The sequence below is a fragment of the Rothia sp. CCM 9418 genome (genome assembly GCF_048512825.1).
Taxonomy (GTDB): Bacteria; Actinomycetota; Actinomycetes; order Actinomycetales; family Micrococcaceae; genus Rothia.
Genome location: NZ_JBLXXX010000004.1, coordinates 311,163 through 322,995 on the forward strand (window position 1 = coordinate 311,163; position 11,833 = coordinate 322,995).

General features: G+C 47.8%; 10 protein-coding genes. 7 read left to right on the forward strand and 3 right to left on the reverse strand.

Annotation, left to right across the window (positions count from 1 at the left end; genetic code table 11):
* Nucleotides 1–79 precede the first annotated feature (79 nt).
* Complete coding sequence (locus tag ACN083_RS07500) at nucleotides 80–559, forward strand: arginine repressor (protein ID WP_419102210.1); 480 nt, start codon at nucleotides 80–82, stop codon at nucleotides 557–559.
* On the opposite strand, the gene ACN083_RS07505 is transcribed toward ACN083_RS07500, so the two are convergent.
* Nucleotides 556–957 carry an ankyrin repeat domain-containing protein gene (locus tag ACN083_RS07505; RefSeq protein WP_419102211.1) on the reverse strand — a complete coding sequence of 134 codons (402 nt, stop codon included), beginning with the start codon at nucleotides 955–957 and terminating at the stop codon, nucleotides 556–558. The genes ACN083_RS07500 and ACN083_RS07505 overlap by 4 nt on opposite strands.
* Nucleotides 958–1,143: 186 nt before the next feature.
* Here ACN083_RS07505 and ACN083_RS07510 point away from each other — a divergent pair, with 186 nt between their 5' ends.
* The 6 genes from ACN083_RS07510 to tyrS all read left to right on the forward strand — a co-directional run bounded on the left by ACN083_RS07510 (nucleotide 1,144) and on the right by tyrS (nucleotide 10,108).
* A complete protein-coding gene (locus ACN083_RS07510) occupies nucleotides 1,144–2,673 on the forward strand; it encodes an AMP-binding protein (RefSeq protein ID WP_419102212.1) in 1,530 nt (509 codons plus the stop codon).
* Nucleotides 2,674–2,792: 119 nt separating this feature from the next.
* Nucleotides 2,793–3,995 (forward strand): argininosuccinate synthase, encoded by a 1,203-nt coding sequence (locus ACN083_RS07515; protein ID WP_419102213.1) that lies wholly within the window; start codon nucleotides 2,793–2,795, stop codon nucleotides 3,993–3,995.
* A gap of 38 nt (nucleotides 3,996–4,033) precedes the next feature.
* Entirely contained in the window at nucleotides 4,034–5,494 is a 1,461-nt protein-coding gene (argH, locus tag ACN083_RS07520) for an argininosuccinate lyase (RefSeq protein ID WP_419102214.1), read from the forward strand.
* Between the two features lie 140 nt (nucleotides 5,495–5,634).
* On the forward strand, nucleotides 5,635–6,186 hold the full coding sequence (locus tag ACN083_RS07525; RefSeq protein ID WP_419102215.1) for an adenine phosphoribosyltransferase: 552 nt from the start codon (nucleotides 5,635–5,637) through the stop codon (nucleotides 6,184–6,186).
* Between the two features lie 189 nt (nucleotides 6,187–6,375).
* Entirely contained in the window at nucleotides 6,376–8,667 is a 2,292-nt protein-coding gene (locus ACN083_RS07530; RefSeq protein WP_419102216.1) for a HelD family protein, read from the forward strand.
* Between the two features lie 133 nt (nucleotides 8,668–8,800).
* Complete coding sequence (gene tyrS, locus ACN083_RS07535; protein WP_419102217.1) at nucleotides 8,801–10,108, forward strand: tyrosine--tRNA ligase; 1,308 nt, start codon at nucleotides 8,801–8,803, stop codon at nucleotides 10,106–10,108.
* A gap of 64 nt (nucleotides 10,109–10,172) precedes the next feature.
* On the opposite strand, the gene ACN083_RS07540 is transcribed toward tyrS, so the two are convergent.
* Nucleotides 10,173–10,640: a hypothetical protein gene (locus ACN083_RS07540; protein ID WP_419102218.1), complete on the reverse strand. Its 468-nt coding sequence runs from the start codon at nucleotides 10,638–10,640 to the stop codon at nucleotides 10,173–10,175.
* 65 nt (nucleotides 10,641–10,705) lie between these two features.
* Nucleotides 10,706–11,620 (reverse strand): exonuclease domain-containing protein, encoded by a 915-nt coding sequence (locus tag ACN083_RS07545; protein ID WP_419102219.1) that lies wholly within the window; start codon nucleotides 11,618–11,620, stop codon nucleotides 10,706–10,708.
* Nucleotides 11,621–11,833 lie beyond the last annotated feature (213 nt).

The following is an 11,833-nucleotide window of genomic DNA, read 5'->3' on the forward strand; positions in this document are numbered from 1 at the left end:
AGTCTAGTTTTCTTATTCTGTGATGTTGCGGGACTAGACTAACTAGCAGATTGCTTTGCTGAGAAAGAGAATGAAGAGAATGTCTATCCCCTCGACGAAAACAGCTCGTCAAGCTCGAATTGTTGATTTATTGCAAAAACATCATGTTCGTTCCCAGGCTGAGTTAGCGCAATTACTCGTCGACGATGGGGTCAAAGTAACGCAAGCTACCTTATCCCGTGATCTTGTTGAGATTGGTGCGGAGCGTGTGCGTGATGAGAAGTCCGGATTAATTTACGCGGTTCCTCATCATCCCGTTCGCCGTTCATCTGCAGACGGTGTTGATGCGCGCATGATTTCTTTGTTTAAGGAACTTCTCATCACTGCTGAAGCCTCTGCGAATTTAGTTATTCTTCGGACTCCTCCAGGTGCTGCACAATTTATGGCGTCTGCTATTGATCAAGCGAGTATTGAACCTATTCTTGGTACTATCGCTGGTGACGATACTGTTATGGTGATTACTCGTGACCCTCTTGGTGGGGAACAGATGGCTCAAAAATTTTTGGAGTGGGCAGCTTAGCCCTGTTTCTGGTGTTCTTCGATGAGCTGTTGCATTTCTGTGAGCTGGAAGAACTGAGCAACTTCGAGTGGGTGTTGTACGCCGATGCTTAAATCTGCTCCTGCGTTGAGAAGTCGTTGTGCGATCTCTTGGCTATTTTTAAATACTGCGCACAGTAACGCGGTTTGTCCTCTGTCGTTGAGGCGGTTAACGTCTGCTTGGTGTTTGAGTAATAGTTCAACGACGTTGAGCTGCTGGTGGTAGCTTGCAAGGATGAGCAGGGTGTCGCCTTGGGAGTTGGTGAGGTTTGCGGGAATACCTTGGTTAAGTAGTGGTTCTAGTTCTTCGGTATTTCCTTCTCGTGCGAGGTCAAAAACTCGGTTGAGTAGGTCAATTTCTGCGGGGGTTAGTTCAGTCATAAGAATCTCCTGTGTTATTGTGAGTAACTCATAATAACAGATTTGCGCTTCCGAATAAAGCAAACTTCTTCTGAACGAAACCTTACGCAATCTTCAAAAGCTGAGGTTGCTGTCGCTCTTCTCCTGAGAACTTGACGTGCACTAATATGAGAACGTACCCAAAGCCTACAATGAATAGAACACAACGTGACAACCTCCCTCGAAAACCCTTGTAATGTAGCAAATCTTCTTCTCTCTCATACTCACCTTGACCGTCATGCGTTGCTATATCAAGGTACTGTTCTGAGCTACCGTCAATTACAAGAACGAGTGGTTCGCGCTCAAATAGAACTACGAGAGCTTGGAGTGGGGTATCAGACTCCAGTGGCGCTTTGCTTGCCTAATATTGTGGCAATGCCGGTGTACTATTATGCGATTATCTCTCTGGGAGCAGTGTGTATTCCGCTAAATCCTTTACTTTCAGAGCGTGAAGTGCAATATCACCTAGAAGACTCTGGCGCGCAGTTGCTAATCGCATGGGAAGGGTCTCGGGTCGTAACGGAACAGGTCTCCTTTGCCGGGGTGCAACAGCACATTGTAGATGCTCAGGCTTTTGTGAGTCCTTCGGATATGAGCATAGCTACCTTGGAAGATGTCGCTGCTGAATTAGTGCAGGTTTCACCTCAACATCCTGCCGTCATTCTCTATACCTCCGGTACTACGGGAAAACCCAAGGGTGCTATTTTGACCCATCACAATCTTTTATCAAACGCTATGACGGTGGCAGAATTCTTTGATTACACTGCAGAAGATGTTTTCTTCGGGGGGCTACCGCTTTTTCATTCTTTTGGGCAAACAGTTTCGATGAACGCTGTTTTTGCAGCAGGTGCTTCGGTTGCTTTGCTGCCACGTTTTACCGCTGAGTCTGCTATCGAGTTATGTGTTCAAGCTAAGGTGAGTATTATTGCTGCGGTGCCGTCGATGTATGCTGCAATATCTGCAACTTTAGAGGGGCAAGAATCTTCGGCGTTAATGGGGAATATTCGTTATGGAATTTCTGGCGGTTCTCCTTTACTCGCTTCAACTCATGCCGATTTTTATCAGCTGGTTGGCTGTCACATCCTTGAAGGATACGGCTTATCTGAAGCTTCTCCGGTTGTCTCTTTTAATCAGCCTTCTCGCCCGCCTGTTATTGGTTCTGTTGGGACGGCATTGACGGGTATTCAAGTGCAAGTGCGTGATAACTCTGGAGAGCTGCTCCCCGTGGGGGTTCCTGGGCAGCTGTGGGTCAGTGGGCCTAATGTGATGCTGGGGTACTGGAATAATGTTGAGGCAACTTCTCAGGTGCTCTCTGAGGGGTGGTTAGCAACGGGGGATGTGGCAACTATCGATGAGCAGGGGAACATTTTTATTGTTGATCGACTCAAAGACATGATTTTACGTCACGGATATTCTGTGTACCCTCGAGAGATTGAAGATGTTATTGCTGCGCACCCTCGGGTGCGCATGGTTGCTGTTGTAGGGCGAAAAGATGTACGTGTGGGGGAGGAGATTTATGCTTTTATCCTTCCTCGTCAGCGTTGCTCTCAGGATGAACAAGAGGTTCTTTGTGAGGAGGTTGAGCATTTGTGTAGCCAACAACTTGCTGTGTATAAACGTCCTCGTCATTATCGGGTTGTTGACTCATTGCCTTTAGGTGCTACTGGAAAAGTTCTCAAGCGTGAGCTGCGTCAATAGCTTATTAAAAGACCTTTGAAGAAATATTATCCATAGGTTTGCATATTTATAGATAATTATTCATACTTGTTGATAGTGAACAAACCCACTTCACCACCAACAAAACAAAGGAACACCCCATGAAAGAACGCGTCGTCCTAGCATACTCTGGCGGACTAGACACATCTGTAGCCATCGGCTGGATTGCAGAAGCAACCGGAGCAGAAGTCATCGCCGTAGCCGTAGATGTAGGACAAGGCGGAGAAGACCTCGAAACCATCCGCCAACGAGCACTAGACTGCGGAGCCGTCGAAGCCTACATCGCGGACGCCCGCGAAGAATTCGCCACTGAATACTGCATGCCCGCACTCGCAGCAAACGCCCTCTACATGGACGCTTACCCTCTAGTCTCAGCACTATCTCGTCCCGTCATCGTCAAACACCTTGTACAAGCCGCCCAAAAATTCAACGCAACCACCGTTGCCCACGGTTGCACAGGAAAAGGAAACGACCAAGTCCGTTTCGAAGTAGGTATTCAAACCCTCGGACCAGAACTCACCTGTATCGCACCAGTACGCGACCTTGCCCTCACACGAGAAAAAGCTATCAGCTACGCAGAACACAACAACCTACCTATCGTTACCACTAAGAAAAACCCATTCTCCATCGACCAAAACGTCTGGGGTCGAGCTGTAGAAACAGGGTTCCTCGAAGACATCTGGAACGCACCGACCAAAGATGTCTACGACTACACCGACGACCCCACATTCTCCCCAGCACCAGATACCTGCACCATAACGTTCAAACATGGAATCCCCACCGCTATCGACGAAAAACCCGTAACACCGCTAGAAGCCATCACCGAAATGAACCGCCGAGCAGGAGCGCAAGGCATCGGACGAATCGACATCGTAGAAGACCGACTCGTGGGCATCAAATCTCGAGAAATCTACGAAGCACCCGGGGCCATGGCGCTTATTGCAGCTCATCAAGAACTTGAAAACGTCACCATCGAACGTGAACAAGCACGCTTCAAAAAAATTGTTGGCCAACGCTGGAGTGAACTCGTCTATGACGGACAATGGTTCTCCCCTCTAAAAAAATCTCTTGACGCCTTCATCCAAGACACCCAACAGATGGTCAACGGAGAGATCCGTATGGACCTACACGCTGGACGAGCAGTCGTCACCGGACGACGCTCCACAAGCTCTCTCTACGACTTCAACCTCGCAACCTACGATGAAGGCGACTCCTTCAACCAAGCGCACGCACGCGGGTTTATCGAAATCTTTGGTCTGTCCTCAAAAGTCGCCTCCGCACGAAATCAACGCCTCAACCCCTAACACCGCACACCTACATCCCTCTACCAAGGTTCAAACTTATGTCTTCAGCACCTTCGAACGGCACAAATTCTGGTTCGCTCTGGGGAGGCCGATTCGCCTCAGGCCCAGCCGATTCCCTTGCCGCACTGTCTAAATCAACTCATTTTGATTGGCGTCTAGCACCCTACGATATCGCTGGATCTCGAGCACACGCCCGCGTACTACACCGTGCACATCTGCTCAACGACACAGAACTAGAACAGATGCTCACCGCCTTAAACACGCTCGAAAAAGATGTTCGGGAAGGAACTTACACCCCCGCAGAACACCACGAAGACGTTCATGGTTCCCTCGAACAAGGGCTATTAGACCGTGCCGGCAAACACCTCGGAGGAAAACTTCGTGCCGGACGTTCCCGCAACGACCAAATCGCAACACTTGGCAAAATGTACTTACGAGATAGTGCAGCTGCCCTTGCCCGCAAACTCCTCGAAGTTATCGACGCTCTGCTTTACCAAGGGGAACAACACCCCTACGCCCCTATGCCTGGACGTACCCACCTACAACACGCACAACCTATCCTCTTATCTCACCATCTCTACGCTCATGCTTGGGCTCTTAGCCGAAATCTTGAACGTTTCCAAGACTGGGATCGCAGAGCAGCCGTCTCACCCTATGGTTCTGGCGCATTAGCAGGTTCCTCTTTAGAGCTTGACCCAGAATCCATCGCACAAGAACTCGGGTTTAGCTCAGCAAGCTATAACTCTCTTGACGCAACGGCCTCACGTGACGTTTACGCTGAATTTTTATGGATTGCTTCCATGACAGCTATTGACCTATCCCGTCTATGTGAAGAAATCATCCTCTGGTCAACCCAAGAATTTTCTTTCGTCACCCTCGATGACGCCTTTTCAACAGGGTCCTCCATCATGCCTCAAAAGAAGAACCCCGATATCGCAGAACTTGCTCGTGGCAAAACAGGTCGTATCATTGGCGATCTCACCGGTCTCTTAGCGACCCTTAAAGCGTTACCGCTTGCCTACAATAGAGACCTACAAGAAGATAAAGAACCCCTTTTCGACGCTATCGACCAGCTCCACCTTCTCTTACCTGCTATTGCCGGCATGGTCGGAACATTGATATTCAACACGGAACGCATGAGCTCCCTCGCCCCGAAAGGTTTTGCGTTAGCCACCGACATCGCCGAGTGGCTTGTCCGTGAAGGCGTCCCCTTCCGAGAAGCCCACGAAATAACAGGCGAAGTCGTCCAACACTGTGAAAAGAATCAGTGCGAGTTATGGGAGTTAAGCGAAGAAGACTATCTCAATATTTCTCCTCACCTGAGCTCCGGCGTACATGAGATACTCACACTAGAAGGCTCCCTCACCTCTCGAAAGACTCAAGGCGGAACTGCACCAGAAGCCGTTGCTAAACAACGTCAAAAACTTCTTGAAGTGTTGAACGAACAGCGAAATTTTGCTTCACGAAAACCTCTGGTCGAGCCTTGGAGGAACTCCTAAGAAGGGTATACCGTGTTGTTTCTTGAACAAGGTATTTTAAAACTACTCAGTATCACTCAGATTTTTGGCGTATAATCTCCTACGGACTTTCTACTGTTATAAACGCCGCCATCATACGGCACGTAAGGTTTACATCACTCATGCATCAGAATGTATCTGCCGATATGCCCATCGACGAGTTAATTCCCGCCGCATGCGCACAAATACCGGACTACCCTAAAGAAGGTATTCTTTTCTACGACGTCACAACGCTTTTCGCTCACCCCGAAGTGTTCAAACGTTCCATCGACGAACTCGTTCATCGTTTCAAAGGAACCTTCGATATCGTTGCAGGCGTTGAAGCTCGTGGATTCCTCATGGCATCTGCTATCGCATACGCCGCAGGTACCGGAGTGATGACAGTACGTAAAGCAGGAAAACTGCCTCGAGATACCTTCACTAAAGAATACGAACTCGAATACGGCTCCGCGGCTATCGAAATTCACCGTGACGATATTCCTGCAGGAACGCGTGTACTCATCGTCGACGACCTGCTTGCAACCGGCGGAACTCTTGCTGCTGCCGCATTCTTAATGGAACAAGCCCAACTTAAAGTTGCTGGTATCGGCGTCCTTCTTGAACTCGACGGACTTGGTGGACGCGAAGCTATCGGAAACTACACCATCGAAGCGCTGAGCACCGTGACCGAATAAAAGGTGACCGACCAAAATCTTGAAGGAGGAGTAAGTTGTGTAAAACAGCGACACACAACTTATTCCTCTTTCCATTTCCACTAGAGTAGTAGCTCAACAAAAACGGTTTAATACTGCATAGGCATAGCGAATTAAAGAGTCCTCATCTTAAAGATGTTCTGCCACCTCTGAACGAAAGAAAGAATACGCATGACCGAGAACCTCAACGAACCTTCAACGTCTACGGCTCAACAGAGGAACGACGAAACTTACACGCGGGCGCTTAACCTTGAACGTGCCTATGTCAAAAAACTGTATCAACGCTTAGATGAGATGCGCGCTGAAACTGAACAGAAAATCTCTGATGTTCACCTTAACCAAGAGGCTGGTAATCATCAGAACCGTTCAGAACGTGACGCCTACGCCAGACATTATGAAGAGCGGCTGGCTCAGCTTAACGCTGTAGACCACCGTTTAGCTTTTGGACGTTTAGACTTCGACGATGACAAAACCCACTACATTGGTCGTATCGGCATAGCTTCGGCAGATTATCAAAGACTTCTCACCGACTGGCGTGCCCCAGAAGCTGGCACCTTTTACCAAGCTACCGCTTTCGATAGGAACGGTGTGCGCCGTCGACGGCACCTTACCCTTGAACGTCGTGAAGTAACAGCTATTGAAGACGACATCCTCGACGCCTCCTTACTCGAAGATGAGAGCGCTTTACACGGAGAAGGTGCACTATTAGCAGCTTTGAACAGAAAACGTACCGGGCGCATGGGCGATATCGTAGCAACCATCCAGTCGGAACAAGACCGTATTATTCGTGCAGATTTGCCAGGAGTTCGAGTCGTTCAAGGCGGACCCGGCACGGGTAAAACAGCAGTCGCTTTGCACCGTGCCGCATACCTGCTATACACCTTCCGCGAGCGCCTGAATAATGCTGGTGTTCTCGTCATTGGGCCAAGTGCTTCTTTTATGTGGTACATCGACCGTGTGCTACCTTCTCTTGGCGAAACTGGAGTGGTGATGTCCTCTCTAGCAACGTTATTCCCCGGAGTACGTGCTGTTGCGGAGAAAGACCTTAAAATTCATCAGCTTAAGGGCGATTTACGTATGGTTGAAGTGATTAAACGTGCTGTACGCGACCGCCAGAAAACCCTCGAAAAAACAGAATTTTTGAAGGTCGGTTCGAACCAGTTAAAGCTGACTCCTCGTATGGTTCGTTCTGCACGTGATCGTGCCCGTTCTACGGGAAAACCTCATAATGAGGCACGTGAAACCTTCGTCAAGATTTTGATTCGTGAGCTGACTCAACAGCTTCAAGAACAACTTGATTCTTCGTCTGGGCAGAGCCTCGAACGTCCTTATCTAGAAGAGGATATTCGTTCTTCTATGGATGTGCGTAAAGCACTGAATCTTGCGTGGATGCCGTTATCCGCTGAGACTTTGGTGCGCTCGCTTTTTGCAAAACCTCATTATCGTGATTCTGCGTTATCTGAGTTTACTGCTGATGAACGTCAACTATTGGCACGGAGCTGGGATGCCCCCTTGACTGAAGCTGATGTACCTCTTCTAGATGAGGCGGCTGAGCTTTTGGGTGATTTTGAGAAAGTTGTTGGTGCTTCGGCTGCTGCTCGTGCACGGTTGGAGCATCTTTCTAACCTTGAGAATGCGAAGAAGACTCTTGAAAATGTTCATGCTCAACTTTCTGATTATGGCGTTGAGGGCGTTATTACTGCTGAACAATTAGCTGATTCTTATGCGGTGGCTCCTGAACGTATGAGCGCTGCTCAGGCTGCATATGCTGATCGTACATGGGCGTATGGGCATATTGTGGTGGATGAGGCTCAGGAACTGACTCCGATGCAGTGGCGAGTATTGTTCCGCCGTTGTCCCATGAAGTCTATGACGATTGTTGGGGATATTGCTCAGGCTTCTTCTGCGGAGAGCGCTTCGTCATGGGAGCAGGCGTTGGAACCTTTTGTGGGGGATCGTATGACGTTGGAGACGTTAACGGTGAACTATCGTACTCCGGCACAGATTGCTCAAGCTGCGGTTGCTGTTGCTCAGGCTGCGGGGCGTCAGGTGGATGCTCCTCGTGCTGTTCGTCAGGGACAGTGGGCGCCTATTTTGCATCGTGTATCTTCTGAGTCTTTGTGTCAGAAGGTGTTGGAATGTATTACGGCTGAAGTTGATAATGGTGGCGGTCTCATTGGTGTGATTGTTACCGATGAACATTATGCTCAGGTTGTTCAGGCTGTGGCAGAGCAACATCGTGAACGTTTGGGAACGTCTATGACGGCTTTAGAACGTCAGATTCTGGTATTGACACCGTGGGAGTCTAAAGGTTTGGAGTTTGATGTGGTGATTGTTGTTGAGCCTCAGGCTGTTATTCGAGCTTCTCACGGTGCTATTGGCGATTTGTATGTTGCGATGACTCGTCCAACTCAGCGTTTGTATATGGTTGGTGCTGAAGAATTCCCTGCGGGGTTAGAGTAACCGTCGTATAGCGTTGAACGTGCCTCGTGATAGTTTGGGCATGTTTTGTAATGTTTTTGCCGATACACTAGAGACGGTATCTTGAGTTTTTGGAACAATAGGTTTGTCGGGAGAACCGTAAGAAGGAGTAAGTATGTCTGTGAGTATTCTAGAGCAGCAACGTAATGATGATTCTTTTGAGAACATCTGGCAGGAGCTTAAATGGCGCGGTTTAGTACATGTGAGTACTGATGAGCAAGCGTTAGAGAAGGCTCTTTCAGAGCAGACTCTTACTTTTTATACGGGTTATGATCCGACTGCAGCATCCTTGCATTTGGGGCATTTGGTTCAACTGTTGTTGATGCGTCGTTTGCAGCTTGCTGGACATAAGCCTTTAGGCTTGGTGGGTGGTGCAACGGGGCTGATTGGTGATCCTCGCCAGACTTCTGAGCGTGTTTTAAACTCTCGTGATGTTGTAGCTGGTTGGGTGAGCAAGCTTCGTTCTCAGATTGAGCGTTTCTTAGATTTTGAGGGCGAGAATGCTGCTCAGATGGTAAATAATCTTGAGTGGACTTCAGAGCTTTCTGCTATTGATTTTTTGCGTGAGATTGGTAAGAATTTCCGCGTTGGCACGATGGTGAAGAAAGAGATTGTTGCGAAACGTCTGAACTCTGATGAGGGTATTTCTTATACGGAGTTCTCGTATCAGGTGCTTCAGGGTAATGATTTCCTTGAGCTAAATCGTCGGTATGGGTGCACTTTGCAAACTGGTGGTTCTGATCAGTGGGGTAATTTGACTTCTGGTACGGAGCTGATTCGTAAGACGGAGGGCAAGAGTGTACATGCTATCGGTACTCCGTTGATTACGAATTCTGATGGTACGAAGTTTGGTAAGTCTGAGGGTAACGCGATTTGGTTGGACGCTCAGATGTGCTCTCCATATGCGTTCTACCAGTTCTGGCTGAATACTGCTGACGCTGATGTTTTGGATCGTTTGAAAGTCTTTACGTTTAAGACTCGTGAGGAGATTGAACAACTGAGTGTTGCTGTTGAGCAGGAACCTCATAAGCGTTTGGCGCAGAAGACTCTGGCATTTGATGTGACGTCGTTAGTGCATGGTGTTGAAGCAACTCAGAAAGTTATTGCTGCGTCTGAGGCTCTTTTTGGGAAGGGTTCTTTCTCTGATTTAGATGAGGATACTCTTGTTGCTGCTACTGCTGAGCTTCCTCGTGCGTGTGTGAACCTTGACGGTCTAGATATGGTTAACGTTTTATGTGAGAGTGGCTTATCTGAGTCTAAATCTGCTGCGCGGCGTACCCTTAAAGAGGGTGGCGCTTCGATTAATAACGTGAAGGTTCAAGGCGAAGACGCTGCGATTTCTCTTGATGATTTGTTGTTTGGTCGGTACGCGCTGATTCGCCGTGGTAAGAAGAATATGGCGGTTATTGAGGTAACTCGTTAGGTTCTTGATATACAGTCAGGCCCTCCTCTAGTTTTCTAGGGGAGGGCCTGAGTGATGTATGGGGCTATGATTTTTTCTTGGTGTTCTGGTAAACGATATCGAGGATATAGAAGAAAACAGTTGGAATCATCGCAATAAACGGTAGCGCAATGAAAACTGCTCCGGTAAAGGTATTCTGTGGGATTTTAGCAAAGGTCATGTCGACGTCTTGTGAGAAGAGCGTTATGCCGATGAGGAAACAGACGAATGGCCAGATGATTTTACTGGGGGAGAGTCCGCTGATACGACTGATGATGGTGCTTGTCGTTTTCTTTGTTCTTTTTCTTTGGAATGCTTGTACCGCTTGTAGTGCTGTGATGATTCCAAGGATAATCAGGAAGATGCCGAGGTAGTAGTTTTGGTAGATGACGTAGTATTTTGCGTTGAAGTTTCCGATGCATAGGGCAAGACCAAAGAGTAGAAATGCGATAGCTACAGATGTCTTTTGCCACGGGTTCGTTCTTTGCCACGGGTTGTGTTTGTTCTGGTTCATAGTGGGCTACCCCCTTCTTTGTGCTTGTCCCCTAATCTACTATGGTTTTTATAAATTTTTAAGGTCTATGGTGTAATCCTGTTGAAGAATTCTTCTTCGCTGAGAACTTGTATTGGTGAGCCTGCTTCTTTGAGGGCAGTGGCTTTAAGTAGCTTTCGTGATGCATTGGAGTTTGCTTTTTCGTGCTGGGGGCTGGGTATTCCGACGATGAGTAATGTTGTTTTCTTCGTGAGGCTTTTTTCTGCTGTTGCTCCGAGAACGGTGATAAGTTCTTGCACTGCACTACGTTGGCCGTGTTTGAGTGTTCCTGTTATAGCAATGCGTTCTCCTTCTAAACAGGGGGTTTGTCCATATCTTTCGATGAGTTCTTGAGCTGAGAGCTGTTCTGCATAGAGGCCTGGGCGTTGTAGACTTCCGCTTCTATTATTTTGTGTTGGAGGGCAGAGCTCTTGGATTTGTTCATATGGGTAGTCTTCCTGCATACGAACAAATATTTTGGCGCAGGCTATAGCATCTGAAATAGCTTGGTGGTGTGTGAATTCTTCGTTGGGGAAATAATAGTAGTAGACGTTATCGAGGCTTTTACGTTCTATCTCGGATGCAAGAATTTTGCGGGCTAGGCGTAGGGTGCAGAATCGTCGGTTCTCGATTGGTTTTTGTTGGTATAGACGATTGAGGTCAGAGAGTACATATCCGTCGAAGGCCATGTTGTGTGCAACGATAGGATGCTCTCCAATGAACTGAGCAACTTCTTTTGCGATATCTGACCATTCTGGTGCGTCTTCGATGTCTTTTTCGGTGATTCCGTGAACCCAGCTGTTAATAGGGTTGAAGTATCGTACCTCGGGGTGAGGCTTGATGAGGGTGTAGTAGGTGTCTAGGACTTCTCCGTTGGTCGTAAATTTGACCATACCGATGGAGCATGCTGATTTACGTTGTTCGTTGGCAGTTTCAAAGTCGATGGCAATGAAGGTGTTCATAATATTTCTGGGCTTTCTGTGATGCTTTAGTGCTGTTGTATGAGTGGTTTCCTAGAATCGATTTTATCTTTTTAGAGTGACGGTGATTGCTGTTTTGTATCACAATTTTATTTTCTTACTTCTGAATATCACTCTTGACTAGCAGTTTTGTTCTTTTCAGGGGAATCTTTTTCTGAAAATGTGACCGGTGTCTACGTTTTTCAAGTTGCAGAG

Bases quoted from the DNA above. Each gene is read 5' to 3' on its own strand.
- ACN083_RS07500 (WP_419102210.1), top strand. From the start codon at position 80: ATGTCTATCCCCTCGACGAAAACAGCTCGTCAAGCTCGAATTGTTGAT.
- ACN083_RS07505 (WP_419102211.1), bottom strand. From the start codon at position 957: ATGACTGAACTAACCCCCGCAGAAATTGACCTACTCAACCGAGTTTTT.
- ACN083_RS07515 (WP_419102213.1), top strand. From the start codon at position 2,793: ATGAAAGAACGCGTCGTCCTAGCATACTCTGGCGGACTAGACACATCT.
- argH (WP_419102214.1), top strand. From the start codon at position 4,034: ATGTCTTCAGCACCTTCGAACGGCACAAATTCTGGTTCGCTCTGGGGA.
- ACN083_RS07525 (WP_419102215.1), top strand. From the start codon at position 5,635: ATGCATCAGAATGTATCTGCCGATATGCCCATCGACGAGTTAATTCCC.
- ACN083_RS07530 (WP_419102216.1), top strand. From the start codon at position 6,376: ATGACCGAGAACCTCAACGAACCTTCAACGTCTACGGCTCAACAGAGG.
- tyrS (WP_419102217.1), top strand. From the start codon at position 8,801: ATGTCTGTGAGTATTCTAGAGCAGCAACGTAATGATGATTCTTTTGAG.
- ACN083_RS07540 (WP_419102218.1), bottom strand. From the start codon at position 10,640: ATGAACCAGAACAAACACAACCCGTGGCAAAGAACGAACCCGTGGCAA.
- ACN083_RS07545 (WP_419102219.1), bottom strand. From the start codon at position 11,620: ATGAACACCTTCATTGCCATCGACTTTGAAACTGCCAACGAACAACGT.